Source organism: Natronococcus pandeyae (genome assembly GCF_008122205.1).
Taxonomy (GTDB): domain Archaea; phylum Halobacteriota; class Halobacteria; order Halobacteriales; family Natrialbaceae; genus Natronococcus; species Natronococcus pandeyae.
On record NZ_PHNJ01000001.1, the window covers coordinates 125932 to 147157 of the forward strand.

15 protein-coding genes and 1 pseudogene are annotated in these 21226 nt (G+C 67.0%); 11 read left to right on the forward strand and 5 right to left on the reverse strand.

Annotation, left to right across the window (positions count from 1 at the left end; all coding sequences use genetic code 11):
- Positions 1–50 precede the first annotated feature (50 nt).
- A complete protein-coding gene (locus CV102_RS00660) occupies positions 51–3188 on the forward strand; it encodes a PAS domain S-box protein (RefSeq protein WP_148855796.1) in 3138 nt (1045 codons plus the stop codon).
- Positions 3189–3224: 36 nt separating this feature from the next.
- Here CV102_RS00660 and CV102_RS00665 read toward each other — a convergent pair whose 3' ends face one another.
- Entirely contained in the window at positions 3225–4325 is a 1101-nt protein-coding gene (locus tag CV102_RS00665) for an archaeosine biosynthesis radical SAM protein RaSEA (RefSeq protein WP_148855799.1), read from the reverse strand.
- A 152-nt stretch (positions 4326–4477) separates the two neighbouring features.
- Between CV102_RS00665 and CV102_RS00670 the strand changes: the two genes are divergently transcribed.
- Positions 4478–6382 carry a rhomboid family intramembrane serine protease gene (locus tag CV102_RS00670; RefSeq protein WP_148855801.1) on the forward strand — a complete coding sequence of 635 codons (1905 nt, stop codon included), beginning with the start codon at positions 4478–4480 and terminating at the stop codon, positions 6380–6382.
- Between the two features lie 46 nt (positions 6383–6428).
- On the opposite strand, the gene CV102_RS00675 is transcribed toward CV102_RS00670, so the two are convergent.
- Entirely contained in the window at positions 6429–6617 is a 189-nt protein-coding gene (locus CV102_RS00675) for an HVO_0649 family zinc finger protein (protein ID WP_148855803.1), read from the reverse strand.
- A gap of 106 nt (positions 6618–6723) precedes the next feature.
- On the opposite strand from CV102_RS00675, the gene CV102_RS00680 reads away from it, so the two are divergent.
- The 4 genes from CV102_RS00680 (at position 6724) to CV102_RS00695 (ending at position 11252) form a co-directional block, all read left to right on the forward strand.
- Positions 6724–8580: a bacterio-opsin activator domain-containing protein gene (locus CV102_RS00680; RefSeq protein ID WP_148855805.1), complete on the forward strand. Its 1857-nt coding sequence runs from the start codon at positions 6724–6726 to the stop codon at positions 8578–8580.
- A gap of 233 nt (positions 8581–8813) precedes the next feature.
- Positions 8814–9008: a DUF1328 family protein gene (locus CV102_RS00685; protein ID WP_148855806.1), complete on the forward strand. Its 195-nt coding sequence runs from the start codon at positions 8814–8816 to the stop codon at positions 9006–9008.
- Between the two features lie 243 nt (positions 9009–9251).
- A complete protein-coding gene (locus CV102_RS00690) occupies positions 9252–10352 on the forward strand; it encodes an ABC transporter substrate-binding protein (RefSeq protein WP_148855808.1) in 1101 nt (366 codons plus the stop codon).
- Positions 10353–10427: 75 nt separating this feature from the next.
- Entirely contained in the window at positions 10428–11252 is an 825-nt protein-coding gene (locus CV102_RS00695; protein ID WP_148855810.1) for an ABC transporter permease, read from the forward strand.
- 3 nt (positions 11253–11255) lie between these two features.
- Here CV102_RS00695 and CV102_RS00700 read toward each other — a convergent pair whose 3' ends face one another.
- The 3 genes from CV102_RS00700 to CV102_RS00710 are packed head-to-tail and all read right to left on the reverse strand — an operon-like array spanning position 11256 to position 14012.
- Entirely contained in the window at positions 11256–12026 is a 771-nt protein-coding gene (locus CV102_RS00700) for an ABC transporter permease (RefSeq protein ID WP_148855812.1), read from the reverse strand.
- On the reverse strand, positions 12019–12762 hold the full coding sequence (locus CV102_RS00705) for an ABC transporter ATP-binding protein (protein ID WP_148856526.1): 744 nt from the start codon (positions 12760–12762) through the stop codon (positions 12019–12021). Before CV102_RS00705 ends, CV102_RS00700 begins: the two co-directional genes overlap by 8 nt.
- The gene (locus tag CV102_RS00710) at positions 12759–14012 is read right to left on the reverse strand and encodes an ABC transporter substrate-binding protein (RefSeq protein ID WP_148855814.1); all 1254 of its coding nucleotides are present in this window, start codon (positions 14010–14012) and stop codon (positions 12759–12761) included. The genes CV102_RS00705 and CV102_RS00710 overlap by 4 nt, the downstream gene beginning before the upstream one ends.
- A gap of 315 nt (positions 14013–14327) precedes the next feature.
- Here CV102_RS00710 and CV102_RS00715 point away from each other — a divergent pair, with 315 nt between their 5' ends.
- The 5 genes and pseudogenes from CV102_RS00715 to CV102_RS27190 form a co-directional block, all read left to right on the forward strand.
- Positions 14328–15230 carry a hypothetical protein gene (locus CV102_RS00715; RefSeq protein ID WP_148855816.1) on the forward strand — a complete coding sequence of 301 codons (903 nt, stop codon included), beginning with the start codon at positions 14328–14330 and terminating at the stop codon, positions 15228–15230.
- 6 nt (positions 15231–15236) lie between these two features.
- Positions 15237–16943, forward strand: coding sequence for a pyrroloquinoline quinone-dependent dehydrogenase (locus tag CV102_RS00720; RefSeq protein ID WP_148855818.1), 1707 nt, complete (start codon positions 15237–15239; stop codon positions 16941–16943).
- Between the two features lie 24 nt (positions 16944–16967).
- The gene (locus CV102_RS00725; protein WP_148855819.1) at positions 16968–18245 is read left to right on the forward strand and encodes a cupredoxin domain-containing protein; all 1278 of its coding nucleotides are present in this window, start codon (positions 16968–16970) and stop codon (positions 18243–18245) included.
- Positions 18246–18421: 176 nt separating this feature from the next.
- On the forward strand, positions 18422–19516 hold the full coding sequence (locus CV102_RS00730) for an extracellular solute-binding protein (RefSeq protein WP_148855821.1): 1095 nt from the start codon (positions 18422–18424) through the stop codon (positions 19514–19516).
- Positions 19517–19524: 8 nt separating this feature from the next.
- Positions 19525–21135 (forward strand): annotated as a pseudogene (locus tag CV102_RS27190) (ABC transporter permease); the annotation flags it as partial.
- Positions 21136–21226: the final 91 nt, after the last annotated feature.

The following is a 21226-nucleotide window of genomic DNA, read 5'->3' on the forward strand; positions in this document are numbered from 1 at the left end:
CGGTCCGAGCCGGTTCGCTGAGCTACCGGGTTTCCGCCAGCGCACGGCTCATGAACAGGGACACTCGCGTCGTCTACGTCGGCTCTAACACACCTGCGACCGTCGAACGAGCCCTCGGTACGGTCGGCGCTACGGTCGACGTCGTCGAGACGGCCGCCGACTGTCTGCGCCGCCTCTCGAGTGCGGACTGTATCGTAACGGCGGGCGTCCTTCCGGATGCGACCTGTCTCGAACTCTGCGTCCAGATCCGGCACCGTCGATCGGACGTGCCGATCGTCGTGTTTCCGGCGACCGGAAGCGAGGCACTCGCCGGGGCGGTGGTCGCCGCCGGTGCGGACGGCTACGTCCCGCGCTCGCAGGGAGTCGAGACGCTCTCGAGTCGCGTTTCCAGGCTGTTGCCAGCGGACGACACCTCGTTTGACACCGCCGACTCGGGGCCGGAGGACCCGTCGAAACGACTCGAGTTGCTCGTCGATCAGTCGCCGCTCGCGATCGTCGAGTGGAACCTCGAGTTCGAGGCGATCAGCTGGAATCCGGCGGCGACGGAGCTGTTCGGCTATACGCCACGGGAGGCGCTCGGTCGGTCGGCCCTCGAGCTGATCGTCGCCGACGCGGACAGGGAGGACGTGAAGAGTCACTGGGAGCGCCTCGTCGACGCTAGCGCCGCCGAGGGATCGTCCCGGAACGTCAACCGCAACGTCCGCGAGGATGGCTCCGTGATCACCTGCGAGTGGTTCAACACGCCGCTGGTCGACGACAGCGGCGAGGTAGTCAGCGTCCTCTCGTTCGGCCAGGACGTCACCGACGAACTCGAGCGCGCGAACGCGCTCGAGGCGCTCCAGGAGACGACCCACGAGCTCATGCGAGCCGCGTCGGTCGACGAGATCGCCGAGATCGCCATGAACGCGACCGAGACCGTGATCGACCGCTCGCTGGCCGGAATCCGGTTCTACGACGACGAGACGGAGCGACTCGAGATCGCCGCGACGACGAGCCGGCTCGAGCGCACTACGGGGACGCTTCCGCCGGTCGGCCCCGGCGACGGAGTCCTCTGGGACGCCTACGAGCGCCAGGAGCCGATCGTCGTCGACGACGCCTCGACCGAACTGGTCCCCTACGAAATCGATCACCACGTCGAGAGCGCCATCTTCCACCCGCTCGGGGAACACGGCCTGCTGTCGATCGGCTCGACGGGACAGCGCGAACTCGAGGCCACAGACGTCCACCTCGTCCACGTGCTCGCCGCGACGGTGGAAGCGGCGCTCGACCGGGCGGCGCGCGAACGCGAACTCGAGCGCGCGAAGACGATCCTCGAGACCGTCGGCGACGGGATCTGCGTGCTGGATCGCGACGGATGCTTCGCCACGGTCAACGACACCATGGCGGAGATGACCGGCTACGACCGGGACGAACTCGTCGGAAAACACGCGTCGGCGGTGCTGACCGAAGAGAGTCTCGAACGAGGCCGGAGACGGGTTCGAAAACTCGTCTCGGCCGACGAGCGCGGCGTCACGACGGCCGAAGTGACGATCGTTACGCGGTCGGGAGCGCGGATCCCGAGCGAGGTCAACGCGACGCTGCTATCCGCGGACGACGAACTCGAGGGGGTCGTCGGAATCGTCCGCGACATCAGCGATCGCAAGCGCATGGAGCGCGAACTCGTCGACCGGCGAGCGAAGATCGAGAGCCTCCACGAGATCGCCTCGCTGCTCGACGACTGCGACCAGCCTGCGGAGATCTACGATCTCACGGTAATCGCCGCGGAAGACGTCCTCAACTTCGACGTCTGCGTCGTCGATCGCGTGGTCGGTGACTATCTCGAAAAAGCGGCGCTCTCTTCGCATATCGCCGACGCGGACTACGTCGAACGATTTCACGTCACGGAGGGAATCGCCGGGAAGACCTACCGAGACCAGCAAACGTATCGTCTCGACGAGGCCGAATCGTCCGAGGAGGGAGTCAACGAAACCGACACCTACGAGTCGCTCCTCAGTGTCCCGATCGGTGAGCACGGCGTCTTTCAGGCGGCATCCACGAAACGGGACGCGTTCGATCGCGACGACGTCGAACTGACCGAGTTGCTGCTCTCTCACGTCACCGATCGACTCGACCAGCTAGCGTCGCAGGCGGAGCTCAAGGACGAACGCGACCGGTTCGTCGCGCTGTTCGAGAACGTCCCGGACGCGGTCGTCAGCATCCGCTACCGCGGGGACGAACCGATCGTCGAAGCGGTCAACGCCGCGTTCGAGCGCGTCTTCGGCTACGACGAATCCGAAATCACCGGCGAACCGCTGGACGACTATCTCGTTCCACCCGACAGAGCCGCCGAGGCGACGGCGATCAACCGTCGCGTCCACGAGGGAGATATCATCGAAGCCGAAGCCAAGCGCCGGACTGCCGACGGTCTTCGCGACTTCATGATACGGGTCGTTCCGATCGAGATCGGGAGGTCGACGAGTCGCGCGTTCGGACTCTACACCGACATCACCGAACAGAAACAGCGCCAGAAACGCGTCGAGATCCTCAATCGCGTCCTGCGCCACGACCTGCGCAACGGGATGAACATCGTCGACGGCTGCGCCGAGATGCTCGCCGAAACCGTCGACGACGAGCACGCCGAATACGTGGCGACGATCCAGGACCGGGCCGCCGACCTCACCGATCTCGCCGAAAAGACGCGCGCCGTCGAACACACTCTCGAGCGAACTTCCGGCGGCACGGGACCGATCGACGTCTCCGCGATGGTCGGGCGAACGCTCTCGCAGTTCGAGCGCGAGTATCCGTGCGTCGAACTCGAGCGATCCGTCCCGGACGAGGTCTTCGCGCGCGCCGACGAGTACCTCGAGATGGCGCTCTCGCAGTTGCTCGAGAACGCGGCCGAACACCACGACAGGCCGACGCCGACGGTCGAGATAACGCTTCGCGACCAGGTGGACGACGGCGTAATCGTCCTGTCGGTCGCCGACGACGGGCCCGGCATCCCCAGAGCGGAACGTGAACTGCTCGAGGAAGAACGAGAGATCACTCAGCTTCGACACGCCAGCGGTCTCGGGCTCTGGCTGGTCGACTGGGTCGTCACACAGTCGGGGGGCCAGCTTTCGTTCGCGGACAACGAGCCGCGCGGGACCGTCATCACGCTCGAGGTGCCGCGAGCGGACCCCGAGACGGTCGCGTCCGACGGCGATTGATGCAGACTGAGCCGACGGCCGGTCGCGATCGGGACGTTACCGGGTCAGCGGCTGGTTGAACCCGCGTTCGCGCTCCATGACGACCTCCCAGGTCAGTTCGCACTCGCAGGAGACCTGCTCGAAGACCGTCGGATCCTGCCGGAGGTCGAAGTCCTTGATCGCCTTCTGGACGAGGTCGTCGCACTCCTGGCAGTTGTGGGGTCCGCGGTCGGAGCCGTGGCCGACCGGGTCCGAGACGACGATGGCGTCGACGTCCGCGGTCTCCTCGAGGACGTGAGCGACCGACCAGAGCCACGGCGGCCGGTAGCCGTCGTTGAAGTAGAGTTCGTCGACCATCGTGTAGCGCTGGACGTTACAGGGGTTCATCGAGACGGTGTGACAGCCCTCGACGTCGGCACAGCGTTCGATCGAGGAGATCATGTCCTCGACGGCCTCCGATTCCGTGAGGAACGGCGGCTTCATCAGCAGGTAGGCCTTGATCCCTGCGTCCGCCTCGCTGCCGGCGTCTTCGTCCGCGACTGCGGCCTCCGTACAGGCGTCCTCGAAGTCGGCGAAGTCGAAGTACTTGTTCACGCAGTCGTGACGGACGCGGTCGGTCGCGGTCTCGAGACCGATCGCGACGTCCGTGTCGACGCCGTACTGGGTGAAGTCGCCGATCTTCTCGCGGTCGACGAAGTCGGGGAGTGACTCGACGACCATCCGCTCGCGGTCGGCGAAGGTGTCGGCGATGGCGCGGCGGGTCTCTGCGCCGACCTCGCGCTCGTCGAGGAAGGAGCCGGAGGTGTAGATCTTGATGAGTTCGGCGGGCTCGTCCCCGTTCTCCTCCTCGTGTTCGAGACAGACGTCGATCTGATTCATCAGCGCCTCGTGGGAGACGGAGCCGCCGTCAACGCTCTCGGCGACGTAGCCGCACATCGTACAGCCGCCCGCGCGGGCCCACCGGCAGCCGCCGGTGTTCAGGATGATCGTCAGGCTCTGCTTGACGCCGGTCGGCGTGTTGTCCTCGTCGAGCCAGACGCGGGTCGGCTCGTGAGGGTCGTAGCTCGCCTCCTTGCGCGAGCGGATCTCCCGCATCACCTGGTTGTGGGCGTCCATCCCCTTGCCCTGCTCGTAGACGTCGGGCGTCGGTTGACTCATTAGGAGTGCAAAGCGGTCCAGTGCCTAAATCGCCTTCGTCTGTCTCGGCGGCCGCCCTCTCGGCCCTCCTGGCCACGCCGGACCGCGGCTCGAACTGTCACGTTCGAGAGAATACCGAATAGTTACGATCCCGGTCTCGTAACGCATTCACAATGGCTGTCACGCCCACCCAGATCGTCCTCGTGCTGACGATCCTCGCCGCGCTCGGCTTCGTGTGGCAGTACGGAGAGCGCGACCGCTGGCGCTCGCTCGTCGGAGACAGATTCCTCTACGGCGTCCCCTGGGGGACGCTCGTCACCGTCGGTATCGTCGTCGCGTTCTACCTGCTGGCCCAGGGCGGTCTCCGCCACTGGGGAGAGCCGCTCACGTACCCGTTCATCACGTGGTCGTACTTCTACCCGACCGGATGGCTCACGGCCGGTATCGCACACGGCTCGCCCGAACACCTGGTAGCAAACATGGTCGGGACCCTCGCGTTCGCTCCGATCGCGGAGTACGCGTGGAGTCACTATCCTCGGTCCTCGCGGAGCACGGGTCACGCTCGAGGACGATCGAAGTCCGGCGGCTGGCTGACCCGCCCCTGGATCCGAGCGGTCGTCGTGTTTCCGGCCGCGCTGCTCGCCGCTGCGTATCTCACGGCGTTCTTTTCGCTGGGACCGGGGCTCGGGTTCTCCGGCGCGGTCTTCGCTATCGCCGGATTCGCGCTCGTCACGCATCCGCTCGCGACCGTCGTCGCGCTCGTCGCCTCCAGCGCCCTGCAGCTACTGTACGAAGCCCTGACCCAGCCCGTCGTGCGCGAGGCGGTTCAGACGGGGCCACCGACGCCGCCGGAGTGGGCCGCGATCGGATTCCAGGCGCACCTGCTGGGCTTTCTCGTCGGCGCACTCGTCGGGATCGCGCTGCTGAGACGCAGGAGACGGCGGCCGACCGGGGAGCGAGTATTCTTTGCGGCCCTCTTGCTCGGGTTCGCCCAGGCGCTCTGGCTCCTCGTCTGGCCCGCTGGCGACGACGTGTTCGTGCTCTATCGCGGTGCCGGGGCCGTGCTCGTCGTCCTGCTGGCGATGGTCGTCACGGTCGCCGTCGCGGGCAGCGACCGTCCGCTCCCCCGACCGCTCTCGAGGCTCCCCCGAGCGCCGACGCGGCGCCAGCTCGCCGTCGCCTGGCTGCTCGTGGTCTCGATCGGCTTCCTGGCGGGGACCGCGGGCGTCTTGCTCGAGGATCAGCCGCTGTTCCTCTCGCTCGGAACGCTGCTCCTGTTCTCGCTGTTGCTCGCGCTTCCGGCGCTCCCGCCGATCGTTCCCGATCGGTGGCTCTCGAGTCCGGTCTCGCGTCGCCAGACGGCCATCGTCTGTCTCGCCGTGCTGGCAGTACTGGTTGCCGTTCCGAGCGTCCCGTTCGGCCTGACGGTGGTCGACGACGACACCGTCCCCGGGTCCGGCGAGGTCGACGTCGAGGAGTACGCCGTCACCTACGAACGGAACGCGACGCTCGATCAGCGCTCGGTCGTAGACGTCGGCGACGAGAACGAGACTCTCGATATCCCGCAGGACGGCGTGATCGTCGTCAACGACGACCGCGAACTCGCGACGGTCGCCGTTCGCACCGATCTGCTCGAGTACGAGGGCGAGGAGACCGTCCACGTCGGCGGGTTCGGCTGGCGCGAGACCGTCCACGTCGAACGGACCGGCTGGGAGGTGACCGGGAACGAGACGGCGTACGCCGTGGATCTCGAGGTCGACGACGAGACGACCCGATCGTACACCTCCGAACCGGTGCGGGCCCACGCGGCGGTCGACGGGCAGGCGGTTCACGTCGTCCCGGCGGACGACGCGTTCCTGCTTCGGGTCACCGAGGACGGGGACGAGGTCGGCGAGGTGGCGATTCCGGAGCCCAACGAAACCGCGTCGATCGGTGACCTGGAGTTCTCGACGGCGGACGCCGACGGTCTCGAGCGCGTGGTCGCCGAAGCGGACGACGCGGAGGTCCAGATCGCCGAGCGAGAGAGCTACGAGCGCGGAGTAGACGAACCCGAACTGTACGAACGCGAAGAGGAGTGACCGACTCGACTGCGGTCGGCCGACTGCATTGTGTCGATGCTCGCCTCTACAAGCGGAGTTCTCTGGTCTCGACGGCGTCACACGACGGACAGACGAACTGATACTGGACTCGACTTCCGCTCGTCGTGACCCGCCACCCGCCGTCGCCGTCGAAGTAGCCACACTGCGGACACTCGAGTTCCGACTCTTCGAACTTCGCCCGGAGTCGTTCGAACGGCGATCGGTAGGCAGACATGTGGTAGCATACAACACGAACTGTCATAATGTTCAGTGCTGTCTCGTTGATAGGTCGGTCGCCACACCCACCATGGTTCTTAGGGAGTCCCGCCGTACGGAACGATATGGATACTACTCGGGGGACGCACGATTCGGGGGGCGTCTCGTCGTCGACGGCCGCGCTCGAGTACGTCGTCGATCCCGTACTGGCCGTCAGCGACGAAACTATCACGTACGCGAACGAGGCCGCGCGAGGCGAGTTCGACCTCTCGGAGGACGACTCACTGGATGCGCCAACGCTGCTCGCACCGCACTGGGACGTGCTTAGAGACGCGATCACGGAGACGACGGTCGGCACCGCCCGACACGTCTCGCTCGATCACGACGTCTACGACGCGCGCGTTCATCGAGGGGAAGACGGCGCGACGATCACGTTCGAGCGAACGAGCGAGAGCGACGCGCCGTCGAGCGATCGCGTCGTCAAGGAGCGCGCGATCAACGAGGCGCCGGTCGGAATCACGATCTCCGATCCGGACCGCGAGGACAATCCGCTGGTGTACGTCAACGACGCCTACGAGGAGATGACCGGCTACAGCTACAGCGAGGTCGTCGGCCGGAACTGCCGGTTCCTCCAGGGAGAGGAATCCGACCCCGAAGCGATCGCAGAGATGCGAGACGCCATCGCAGCAGAACGACCCGTCACCGTCGAACTCACGAACTATCGCAAGGACGGCACCGAGTTCTGGAACGAGGTGACGATCGCCCCCGTCTACAACGAGGCCGGCGAACTCACCAACTACGTCGGTTTTCAGAACGACGTGACGGCGCGCAAGGAGGCCGAACGCGAACTCGAGCGCCGAACGGCGGAGCTCGAGTACATCCTGGATCGCGTCGAGGGGCTGGTCCAGGACGTGACGGACGTCGTCGCGGGATCGACCTCCCGGTCGGAGCTCGAGGCCGCAGTCTGTGAACGGATCGCCGCGGAGCCGGCCTACGACGGGGCCTGGATCGGCGAACGGGATCCCGCGACTGAGGCGATCGAGGTTCGCTCGAGTGCCGGCGTCTCGCCCGAGGCTCCGGCGGTGGACGGATCCCATCCGGCAGCCGAAACGCTCGCGACCGACGACGTCGCCAGCCGTGGCGACGGGGAGACGACCCACGCGTCGTTCCCGCTGACCTACAACGGTATCGAGTACGGTGTTCTGACGGTCTGTACGGACCGCGATCGCCCGATCGTCGATCGAGAGGCGGTGATCCTCTCGGCGCTCGCGCGTGCCATCGCCAGCGGCGTCAACGCCCGCGAGACCAGCCGGACCCTCGAGACGGACGCCGTCGTCGCTGTCGAACTCGAGCTTACCGACCCGTCGGTCGCGCCGGTGGCGCTCTCGGCGGCGACGGATGGCCACCTCGAGTACCGCCGATCGGTCCACGGCACCGACGACGGGACGGCGTCGCTGTTCACCGTCACGGGTGCGACCGGCGACGAACTTCGGGCGGCCGCTGCGGAACTCCCGTCGGCCGACCTCGCCGTCCTCGTCGAACACGACGAGGGCTGTCTGATCGAACTGATGGACGAACACGATCTCGTCGCCTGGCTCTCGGCGCGCGGCGTCCGAACGCAGACGATCGAGAGCGAAGGCGGCAGCGCCCGTCTCACGGTCGAGATCCCCCGTTCGGCGAACGTCCGCTCGGTGGTCGAGGCGATCGAGGACCGGTACGAGGGGACCGACGTCGTCTCGTTCCGGCAGCGCGACGCCGACGGCGAGACGCCCGAGGAGTTTGCCGCACGAATCGAGACGTCGCTCACCGACCGACAGTTCGTCGCGTTACAACGGGCTTATCTCGCAGGCTACTTCGAGTGGCCGCGGCCGACGACCGGCGAGGAACTCGCCCAGACGATGAACGTCTCGCGGCCGACGTTCCACGAGCACCTCCGAACCGCCGAGGCGAAACTCTGCGCTGCGTTCTTCGGCGACGACTGATACTGTCGGACGGAACTATTTGGAGATCGGTCGCTCGAGTCGGGCGTCACTAGCGGTAACGGCCGGGATTTCGCGACCGACGTCTCACTGACTGCTGTCCGACAGTATGAGCCGCGGTCTCGCCTCGAGGACCGTCGAAGGGGTTCGTAACCGTCGTGTAGCCCGCGCTTAGCGGGACGAACTGGGACGGACGGTCGCCGAGATTTATATGAGACGACGTGGGAGCCCGAGGTATGCTCGAACTCGCAACCGCAACTCCGCTCCAGATCGGTGGCGGCGGCTTCCTGTACTGGGCAGTGATCTTCTTTATCCTCGCGATCGTCGCCGCCGCCGTCGGCGCCCGCGGCGTCGCCGGTGTCTCGATGGAGATCGCACGGATCTTCGTGCTGATCTTCATCGTTCTCGCGGTGATCGCGCTCCTCCTGTAGGCGAGGTTCGCTCGCTTCGCTACTTCCCCTCGGAACTGCGAACGGGGAGCGGAGCGACCCGCGAGCGAGGCGACGGTTCGCAGACGCGGGTCTCGAGCGACTTCGAACCGCTGAATCGACCGCCCAGCTGCTGGCTCGGCCCGGCGGCTGTTCGCCATCGATGACGGTCACGAGCGCGCGACTACTTAAAAAAATCCCACAATCCTTTATCAGACCCCTGGTGATAGCTCTCTCGTGTGGGAGATGGTGACACACAATCGACACACGCGCCGTTGCGTCCTCGCAGCCGCGGGAACCGCGACCGTGGTCGGCTGTCTGGGCGAGTCCGAGGACAACGGTTCGAACGGTGGAAACGGTGACGACGCGGCGGAGGGAAACGGCGACGAGCCGGAGGAGAAGTCGATCTCGCTGTTGCTCAACTGGCAACTGAGCGGGCTCCACGCGCCGTACGTCGCGGCGCGGGAGAACGGGTTCTACGACGAGGAAGGGTTCGAGTCGGTGACGATCGAGAGCGGCGACGGCTCCGACTTCGCGGCGAACCAGGCCGGACTCGGCAACGTCGAGTTCGCGGTATCGAGTCCCGATCAGATCCTCAACGTAAACAGTCGCGGGCTCGATCCGCGCTGTATCGCGGTCGTGATGCAGCGAAATCCGAACGTCGTCTTCGCCACCCGGGACGGGTTCGGCGAACTGACCGATCCGGAACAGCTGGAGGGAGCGACCGTCGGCAGTGGACCCGGCATGGTGCGCGAGATGACACAGGCGTATCTCGACTACCACGACGTTCTCGAGACCGTCGACTACGTCGATGCTGGGTTCGATACCGTCCAGCAGCTCCTCGCGGGCGACATCGACGCCGCCGGCGGAGTGTTCGGCGACGTCGTCGACGCCGAGCATCAGGGGGCGGAGGTCGACGTCCTCCGGATCGACGAGACGATCCCGTCGTACGGTCATCTCGTCGTCACCGACGAGGCGTTCGCAGCGGACCACGAGACGACCGTCCGCTCGTTCCTCCGTGCGACTGCCAGGGGGGCCGTCTGGGCGAGCGAGCGTCCCGAGGCGGCGATCGATCACCTCGTCGACGTCCAGCCGGAACTCGAGGAGGTCCGGGAGAACCAGCTCGACAAGTGGGAGCGGATGCGATCCGAGTACATGGAGTCGGAGGCCGTCCGGGAGAACGGCTGGGGGTGGAACGAGCCGTCTCCGTGGGAGTCGACGTACGAGACCCTCGCGGCGGCCGACGTCTTCGAGAACGACGTCGATCCCGACGCGGTCTGGACGAACGACTACCTCGACGATGAGTACGAGTACATCGCCGACTACGCCGATCTGGCGGGGGCGTAGCCGCTCCCCGTCGGCGAATCGGGAGCGCGACCGCGGCGCGACTGCCGAGTGCGAGCGCTGGCTCGGGGTGGTGCCGTGACCGACGGCGGCGATTCCCGAGGACGACCCGTGTGGACGCCGGCGCTGCCGCGGTCGCCGATCGTCCGGGAGGGACTCGTCGCCGGCGGCGAGCGCGTTCTGCCGCCGACCGTCGTCCTCGCGGCGATACTCGCCGCGTGGCAGGCCGCCGTCGTCGTCACCGACCTGCCGACGATGATCCTCCCGTCGCCGGTCGACGTCGGCGTCGCGCTGCTCGAGACGTATCCGACGCTGCTCGGGGACGCGCTCGTCACGGGAGCGACGGCCGCGCTCGGATTGGTCGCCGGCGGCGTCGTCGGCCTCGCGCTCGCGTTCGCGATGACGTACTCGCGGACGGCGGCGCGGACGGCCCTCCCGTACGTCGTCGCGCTGCGCATCGCGCCGCTGATCGCTATCGCGCCGCTGCTGTTCCTCTGGTTCGGTCGCGGGATCCCGGCTCGAGCGCTGCTCGTCGCGTCGATGACGCTCTTCCCGGTGACGATCGCCGCGCTCGACGGCCTGCGGAACACGCCGCGGGCCTACCTCGACCTGGCGGAGTCGGTCGGCGCGTCCCCCCTCGCGACGTTCTGCTTCGTCCGGATTCCGGCGGCCGCGCCGAGCGTCGTCGCGGGGGTCAAGATCGCGACGACCCTGAGCGTCATCGGCGCGGTCGTCGCCGAGTTCGTCACGCTCCGGTCCGGGCTGGGCTACCGGGTGTTCGACACCGCCACGTACCTCCGGACGGCCGAGACGTACGCGGCGCTGGTCGTCCTCTCGGCGCTCGGCGTCGCGTTCTACCTCGTGCCGGTCGTCCTCGAGCGCGCGCTGTGGGCCGAACCGTAGGAGCTACCGACCGAATCCCAGCCGTCGCTCCGCGGCGCGCTGAGCCAGCACGACCGCCCCGTACAGCAACAGCCCCTCGAGCAGCAGCGTCACGAGCGCCGCGAGCATGACGTCGGGGCGGACGTTCTCCGCGCCCATCAACACGAGAAAACCAAGGCCGTCGTCGGCGATCACCCACTCCGCGACGACGGCGCCGACCACCGCGAGCGTCACCGACTGCTTGAGTCCGGCGAACACGTCGGGCATCGCGTACGGCACGTCGACGTAGCGGATTCGCGCGATCGGGCCGGCATCGACCGAGCGCAGCAGTTCGCGGTGCGCGTCCGGGGCCGCGTCGAGTCCCGCCACCGTGTTTAACACGAGCGGGAAGAACGTGACGAGCGCGACGAAGACGACCGCTGTCGCCGTTCCCGTCCCGAGGTAGATCAGCAACAGCGGCGCGACGGCGATCTTCGGGACCACCCTGACGGTGACGAGGTAGGGGTACACCGCGGTCCGGGCCCACGGGAGGTACGCGATCGCCACCGCGAGCAGGAAGCCACCGACGATCCCGACGGCGCCGCCGTAGACCACCTTCTCGAGCGTGTACCAGGCGTTCCAGGCGTACAGCGTCCAGTTCTCGAACAGCTGGGCGGCCACGGTCTCCGGCCCCGGCAGCACGAACGGCGGGACGTCGCCGACGACCGTCACGGCCCACCAGGCGAGGACGCCGACGGCGAGCGCGAGCGTCGGGAGGAGGATATCGCCCGCGGCGGCGCGAACGCGATCAGTCATAGCTCTCGTGGAGCGTCCGTCGGACGCGGGCGACCTGCTCCTGGAACGAGCGGGTGCCGAACACCGCCTCGTCCCGGGGCTCGGGCAGGTCGACGTCGAACGTCGCGTCGATCCGACCCGGCAGGCCGCGCATGACGAGACAGCGGTCGGCGAGAAACACCGCCTCCGGAACGCTGTGGGTCACGAAGACGACCGTCTTCCGCTCGCGGCGCCAGAGCTGCCTGATCTCGACGCCGAGTTCGTCGCGCGTGATCTCGTCGAGTTCCCCGAACGGCTCGTCCATCAACAACACGTCTGCGCCGAGGTGCAACGCGCGAGCGATGGCGACCCGCTGTTTCATCCCCCCGGAAAGGGCGTCCGGTCGCGCGTTCTCGAACCCCTCGAGCCCCATCGACCGTAACAGCGCCTGCGCGTCCGCCTCGTTCGGCTCCCGTCCGGCCAGCGACCGGAGGAACGTGACGTTCTCCAGCGCGCTCTTCCACGGAAAGAGCGTGTGGCGCTGGAACACGAAGCCGACGTCGCCGGCCGTTTGCGCGCGCTCGGGAGCGCGGTCGCGGATGTGAACCCGGCCGCCCGTCGGCTCCTGGAGGCCGCCGATCGTCCGCAACAGCGTCGTCTTCCCGCAGCCAGAGGGGCCGACGACCGTGACGAACTCGCCGGTCTCGATCCGCAGGTCGACGTCCGCGATCGCGGTGACATCGTCGAACTCCACCGTGACTCCCTCGAGTTCGATCATGCCGGTTCGCGAAGCAGGCGTCCCTGTTCGAGCGCCGTTCGGAGTCGATCCCACATCTCGCGCCGTTGCCACCCCCAGCCGCGCTCTCGCACGGCCTCGCTCCCGCCGAACGCCGACGCCGCCCGCTCGAACGTTCGCTCGATTCGCGCTTCGTCCTCGTCGCTCACCGCGGCGATCCGCTCGGCGGCCGGCCCCGGGTCCGATCGGGCGTCGGCCCAGCCGCCGGTCGTCGCCGCGAGAAACCGCTCGAGCGTCCCCGCCCGCTCGGCGAGCGTCCGTTCGTGGACGACGAGCGTCGGTCCGTAGATTGGGAAGTGATCGGTGACGTGCAGGGCGTCGACCGTCATGTCCCGTCGTTCCAGTTCGAGCGGATCGGCGAACGAGCCGGTGACGACGTCGGCAGCGCCGTCGACGAGGGCGGTCCGCTCCTCGCCGTCCGTATCGAGAACGCGAACGTCGTCGCTGAACGCGGTCTGCGAGAGGAAGAGGCGTCCGAGCAGTTTCGTCTCGGAGTTCGGTGGCATGCCGATTCGCCGTCCCTCGAGTTGGGCGACGCTCCGGAGGGGTTCGCCGAACACCGATCGGACCGTGTAGAGGACGGTCGTCGCGCGCTGGTAGCACGGCGCGACCGGAACGATCGGTTCGCCGGCCTCGCGTGCGCGAAGAACCGTCGCGGCGCCGGCGACGGCGACGTCGGCCGACCCGTCGCCGACCTGCCGGAGCGCCCGTCGCGATCCCTCGTGGTGCTCGATCCGAACGTCGAGGCCGAACGTCTCGTACCAGTCGGACGCGAGCGCCGCGTAGAAGGGAGCGTGGAGGGCGTTCGGTCGCCAGTTCAGCGCGAGCGCGAGCGAGGAGTCGTCGGCGGACCGGACCGTCCGTTCGTGATCGTGGATCTCGAGCGCCCGGTCGACCAGGGCGACCCCGTGGCGATCGTACGTCCGTTCGATCGTCGTCTCGTGATCCGCGTGCGGGTGCCACGCCGTCTGGGGTCGTCCCGGTTCGCTGTCCCGGAGCGAATCGCGTCCGATCAGTCCGGTCTCCTCGAGGCGCGTCGTCGCGTCACTGATGGTCGTTCGGTTCAGCCGGGTGCCGACCTGGAGATGAACGCTCGTGGTCGGGTCGTCCTCGCGCTCGGCCCGCAAGAGCAGGTACGCGAGCACGCGGGCCGGGCTCCGGCCGAGACCGGCCGCGAGGCGCTCGACGAGGGGTTCGTCGCCCTCGAGCACCCAGAACCTCTGCGAACGCATTCTGGGGCGAGTGTCCACCCTGCGGCACATAATGGTATCATCGTCCGCCTTCGCGACGCGCTGCAGCCCCCGCCGCCGACCGTTTATAAACGTTTTGTCAATACGATAATGGCGACGAACTCGAGCGTAGTCTCTGCTTACCGGCAGCGGGCACGGCGACCCGGCCCGTTCGTGGCGGTGGTAGCCGAACGGCAGTACGCTGTACTAAGTTTAATTTGTGCATCCTAACACTGAATTTAGAAAGTGATTGTAGCACTGGAAATCTTTGGTAATAGTTATCTAACCACACGGTGACGGTTTACCTGTGGTGGTGTCATGACACAAACATCTGCGGACGAAACAACGACGGTCGCGCAACGACGCGATCTGGCTAACGCCCTCGAGGTCGACGTCAGTGGGGACGAACCGGTGACGTGGGACGGGCTCGCGGGACGGGTCGAGTCGACGAGCGACCCGGCGTTCGCTTCGATCGGCGAGGAGATCCGGGCCGACCTCGCGGGCCAACTCGACGCGGCGCTGCTCGAGGACGTGCTTGACGGGCTCGAGCGGGAACTCCGGCGGCTGCCGGAGGTTCGTGCCGTCGGCGTCCCCGACGAACCGGGCGGAAACTACGTGGCGGTCGCCGAGCCGGGGTGGCGACTCTACGATCACCTCCTCGAGATCAACTTCTTCGAGCGCCTCGACGAGACGATGCCGCGGTTCACCGCGGAGCACGTCGAGCGGACGACCCGGGAACTCGTCGGGACGGAGTCGCTCTCGTCGGCGCTCGAAGAGATCGGCTTCGACGAGACGGAGAAGACGGCGCTGCTCGTGGCCGTCGCGACCAACAACGAACGGCTCGCCCGCTGGGTACCGGCGAACCAGATTCCGGACGGCGTCGAGTTCGACACCTCGAAGGTGCCGCCGCTCCACCAGCGCGCGATGGGCGGGGCCTTGCTGTGGATCCGGGGGCTCGACAGACACCTCTGGCAGTACGAACCGCTCGTGACGGAGGCGATCCTGGACGATGCCGCCTGGTACACGAAGGCGATGCTGGGCGGCATCTACGTGACGGCTCTCGCGGCCCACGACCTGGCGACGGCGGAGTCGTTCTCCGACGAGACGGTGACGGCCGCGTTCACGGGAAGCGCCGCGATCCAGATCGTCAGCCAGGAGGACCTGATGCGGGACGTCTTCTACATCACGGACGAGATGCGCGCGCCGAGCAAACTGAGGTGATCACCTATGGCACAACCTACCAGCAACAGGGCCATCGAGGCTTCGCGGCGGATGGAACTCACGGAAGTAGAAGACGGGTATCGACTGACCAACGTTCCCGACGATCCGGTCCTCGAACAGCACGACACCGATCGGATTCCGGAGGTCGACGTCGACCAGGAGATGCTGAGCGAGTCGGGCGAGGACCCCGAATCGTGGTTGATGTACGGCGGCGGCTACGAGCAACACCGACACACCACCGCCGACGTCATCACGCCCGACAACGTCGACGACCTCGAGCTCGAGTACGAGCTGTCGGTCGGCACGGGCTCGAGCATGGAGGGGACGCCCGTCGTGGTCCCGGGCGATCCGCCGATCATGTACCAGACCAACGGGCCGAATCACGTAAACGCGATCGACGCTCGAGAAGGCGAGGTCCTCTGGAGCTACGCCTACGCGCCACCGATCGACGTCCTGCTGTGCTGCGACGACAACAACCGCGGCGTCGCCGTCTACGGCGATAAGATCTACATGACGACGCTCGATTCGGGCGTCGTCGCGCTCGATCGGTACACCGGGGAAGAGGAGTGGCACACGTTCACCGGCGACCACGAGGTCGGTTACTCGGCGACGTGGGCGCCGGTCGTCTACGACGGGACCGTGTACACGGGGAGCGCTGGCGGCGAGTACGGGGTGCTCGGCTTCCTCGCGGCGCTCGACGCCGAGAGCGGCGACGAAGTGTGGCACGAGGATACGCTTCCTGAGGACGAGTGGATCGGCGCGAGCCGCGACAGCGGCTGCGGCACGAGCTGGATGACGCCGACGATCGACGAGGAGCGGGGCGTCCTCTACACGCCCATCGGCAACCCCGGCCCCGACTTCGACGGGACGGTCCGGCCGGGGCCGAACTTCCCGACCTGCGGGACGCTCACGATGGATCTCGAGAGCGGCGAGATCCAGTGGGGGTTCCAGGAGAGCCCCCACGACGTCTGGGACTACGACTCGGCGGCGCCGCGGGTGCTCGTCCGCGACGTCGAGATCGACGGCGAGGAGACCGACGTCGTGCTCGGGTCCGGGAAGACCGGCTGGGTCTACATCCTGGACGCCGACGACGGCCGTCTCTACGAGCGCAGCGAGGGGTGCAGCCAGCACATCAACATGTGGCGGATGATCCCCCACATCAGCGAGGAGGAGCGGATCCCGTTCGTCCCCGGAGCACCGGGCGGCAACGACTGGCAGCCCCCGTCCTACAGTCCGGAGACCGAACTCGCGTACTTCGTCCACCAGAACTTCCCGCAGGACCTCTACTGGCGGTTCGAGGAGTACGAGCCCGGCGATCCCTACTGGGGCGGCGGACTCGACGATCCGGCCGACGAGATCCCCGACGAGTGGAACGGCTACATCACGCACTTCGTCGCGGTCGACCCCACGACGGGCGAGATCGCCTGGATGGACCAGATCGAGAGCGAACACTACATGTGGGGCGGCTCGATGACGACCGCGACGGGACTCGTGTTCAACGGCGACCAGAACGGGAACTTCGTCGCCTACGACGGCGAGACCGGCGACCGACTCTGGGAGTACGAGTTCGACGTGCCGATCAGCGCGTCGCCGATGAGTTGGTACGATCCCGACGAAGAGGCCCAGTACGTCGCCGTCCAGGTCGGCGGCAGCGGCTGGCTCCGCCAGGGCCCGCGCGGCGACACGCTCGCCGTGTTCTCGATGGAGGGCTGATCGACTCGCCACACCACACCAACCATGTCAGAGAAAGAGCAATCACGCGACCGAAACCGCATCTCGCGCAGAGGCGTACTGCAAGGAACGGCTGCCGCCGCCGGGACGGCCGCCTTCGCCGGTCCCGCGGCGGGCAAGTATCGCGAGGTCCTCGAGGATCTCGACCAGCCGCGGGTAGCGGCCCAGAACGAGGACGCCGCCCGGACGTTCAGTCTCCTCGGCATCGTCGGCGGCTGGCAGGGCGTCGAACCCGCCGAGATCGACGGCCAGTCGGGGCCGACGCTGCGGTTGATCGAGGGCGAGGAACACACGATCTACTGGACCAACGGCGACGGGTCGGGTCACAACTTCGTCATCCTCGACGAGAACGGCGACGCCATGGAAGCGACGTCGATGACGGACGAACTCGGCGAAACGCTCGAGCTCACCTTCACTGCGGAGCCGGAGATGACCGAGTACATCTGCGAGCCGCACCCGGTTCAGATGCGGGGCCCCTTCGAACTAATCGATCCCGAAGAGCTCCACGAACTCCGGGTACGAGTCGAGGACGACGAGGGCAATCCGCTCGAGGCCGAGGTGTTCCTCGACGATATGCACTCGTTCTCGGATATCGCCGCGCGACCCGACCCGGACGAGAACGACGACGAGGACGAAAACGAAGAAACCGACGTCGAGAACGACGAAGACGAGGAGAACGAGGAGGACGAGGAACTCGACCCCGAGTACGAGGAGGAGGTCGCGATGGCCCGCTTCGACCTGCTCGAGGACGGCGAACACGAACTCGAGGTCTGGACGTACGACCACGAGCGGGTCACCGAGGAGGTGACGATCGACGGCGACGACGAGGAGATCACCGTCTCCCTGCCGGCGATCGAACCCGAAGACCCGGTCGAGACCTTCGAACTCAGGCTCGAGGAAGACGCCTGGCAGGGCGTCGCGCCCGACGAGATCGCGGACGAGGAGAACCCGACCCTCGAACTCGAGGCCGAGGAAACCTACGAAGTCGAGTGGGAGAACGCGATCGGCCGACGACTCGACGAGGGCGAGATGGAACCCGGCGAACAGCTCCCGGGACACAACTTCGCGATCGCCGAGGGCGACGAGACGGACGTGTGGAACACCCACGTCCGATCGGACTTCACCGACGAGGAGGGCGAGACGCAGTCGGTCGAGTTCGTCGCCAAGGAAGAGATGTCGGTCTACCTCGACCAATCCCAGCTCGAGGCGGTCGGCGAAGTCGACGTCGGCGAGGCGCCGGAGGACGAGGAAGCCGAGGAGGAAGCGGACGAGAACGACGACTAGCTGCTTCCGCTCGCGGTCCGTTTTTTCGCGCGACGCAACCGCGACGAGCGACGACGTTTTTCTCCCGGATGGGGGCGTCGCTCGTCGCCGGCGACCGCCCGTGTATACTTTTCCAATGAACGACTCCACCCGACTCTCGGGGTTTATGCTACACGTTGCCGTGGGATGTGGTGGCTATGGACGCAGTACGTCGACGCGAACTGCTCGTAATGGCGGGGGCGACGTCGGCTGCGCTCGCGAGCGGCTGTCTCGGCGTCGGTGAGGACGAATCACAGGTTCTCGGAGATCCCGAATACGCGGAGGGACGGCCCGACCCGGGTGGGACACCGATGTCGGAGATGCCGGACCTCTCGGGGGAGTTGACGATCTACTCCGCGCGCAGCCAGCCGCGGATCGGCGAACTGATGGAGTACCTCGAGCGCCAGTACGACGACCTGACGCTCGAGATTCGGTACGACGACACGGCCGATCTCGTCAGCACGATCGAGGCGGAGGCCGAGACGCCGGCGGACGTCTTCTACGGGAGCGAGACGCAGTCGATGACGCACCTGAAGGAGGCTGGCGACACCGCGGCGCTGCCCGAAGACGTGCTCGAACTCACCCCCGACGGAGTCAGGGATCCGGACGGTCACTGGATCGGTTTCACGAGACGGTTCCGAGTCGTCGGCTACGACGAGAGCCGCTACGACGCGGCCGAACTGCCCGACGACGTCTTCGCGTACGCCGAAGACGACCGGTTCCGGGACGACATCATGTGGGCGCCCGATCAGGGATCGTTCCAGGCGTTCGTCACGGCGATGCGGTTGCTCCACGGCGAGGACGAGACGAGAACGTGGATCCGGAACATGGTCGATCGACAGGACGTCGCGACGTCGCCCGGCGGCGACAGCGCGATGGCGCGGGCCACCTCCGACGGCGAGGTCGGGATCGCGTTCACCAACCACTACGTGCTCCGCGATCACCCCGACGGAAACCTCGGGCTCGCGTTCACCAGCGGCGACGCCGGGGCGATGTTCAACGTCACCGGCGCGACGGTGCTGGCCGACGGCGACGAGAGCGAAATCGCCGCGAACTTCGTTCGGCACCTGCTGTCGGCGGAAGCCCAGGAGTACTTCGCGACGACGACCTGGGAGTACCCGGCCATCGAGGGCGTCGACCCGATCGACGAACTCCCGACCACCGACGAGTTCGAGCCCCCCGAGTTCGATCTGAACGAACTCGCGGACCTCGAGCCGACGCTCGAACTCCTTCGGGAGGAGGATGTGCTGTAGATCCGCACATGCCGACGCCCGATCCATTCGACGTCGACGGGACGAGCCCGACGGCGACCGAGGACTCTGGCCGCGACGACAGTCCCGAGTCGCCGCGTCGGACCGGGATTACGCTGCTCGCCGCGGCTATCGCCGCGCTGATCGTCGTGCCGGTCTGCTGGATCGCGATCGTCGCGCTGCGCGTCGAGCCCGATCGCGCGATGTCGATCGTGGTCCGGTCGACGACGCTCGAGGTACTGGTAAACACCGTCTCGCTCGTCGTCGTCGTCACGACGCTCTCCGTGCTCATCGGGGTCCCACTGGCAATTCTCACCACGTTGACGGACCTGCCGTACAGCCGGTTCTGGCTGGTCGCGCTCTCCGTCCCGCTCGTGATCCCGAGCTACACCAGCGCCTACGCGTTCATCTCCGTCTGGGGGCCGAACGGACTGGTCCAGTCGTTGGTCGCGCCCCTCGGGGTCGACTCGCTGCCCGAAATCTACGGCTTCCCGGGGACCGTCTTCGTTCTCACTCTCTACAACTACCCCTTCGTCTACCTCACGACGGTCGCCGGACTGCGCTCGTTCGACACGAGCTACATCGACATCGCACGCTCGCTCGAGAACGACCTCGTCGACGTGTTCCGGCGCATCGTGATTCCGATGACGAGACCCGCGATCCTCGCCGGAGCGCTGCTCGCGGCGCTCGAGACGGCCGGCGACTTTGGGGTCCCGGCGATGTTGCGGTTCGACGTGTTCACGCGCCAGATCTACGTCGAGCACAACGCGCTGGCCCACGACTACGCCGCGATGCTGTCGCTTCACCTCGTCGCGATCACGCTCGTCATCCTCGCGCTCGAGTCTCGCGTCCGCCGCCACCGAGCGGTCCACGGCAGCGCGCGTGGAGAAACCCGCTCGTATACGATTCGGCTGGGGCGCTGGAAGTGGCCCGCGCTGGCCGCCTGTGCGCTCGTCGTCGGCTTCGCGATCGTCCTGCCGGTCGCGTTCCTTCTCTGGTGGCTCGTCACCGGCCCGGAGGCGTACGTCGGCGCGTTCGAATTCCGTCCGGAGTACGCGATAAACTCGGTGTACGTGTCCGTACTGGCCGCGGTCGTCGCCGCGGTACTCGCACTCCCGGTCGCGTATCTGGCAGCCCACGAGCGCTCGCTTCCGTCGGCCGTCATCGAACGAGCCACGTACGTCGGCTTCGCGGTTCCCGGCGTCGTCATCGGGTTGAGCCTCGTCTCCTTCGGGTCGTCGTACGTGCCGGCGATCTATCAGACGATACCGCTACTCGTCTTCGCGTACGTCGTCCTCTACCTGCCGCTCGCAGTCGGGGCGGCCCGAACGTCGTTCGTCTACGTCAACCCGCGATTCGTCGAGGCTGCACGCGCCCTCGGCTGTACGCCGCTCGCGGCGTTTCGCCGTGTCACACTGCCGCTCGTCCTCCCTGGAATCGTCGCGGGCGCGGCACTCGTCTTCCTCCACGCGATGAAGGAGCTCCCGGCGACGCTGTTGCTCCGGCCGACCGGATTCGAGTCCCTGGCGACGTTCATCTGGATGGCGGAGCGAAACGCCTACTACGGCTACGCGGCGGCGCCCGCGCTCGTCCTCGTTTGCGTCTCCGCGATCGCGATCCTCGGCGTGTTTCCCAACAGCTACGTCGAGTACTGGTCGCTCTTTCGTCGGGACGGCGACCCCGACGGTGACGAATCGACGGACGAGGGTATCG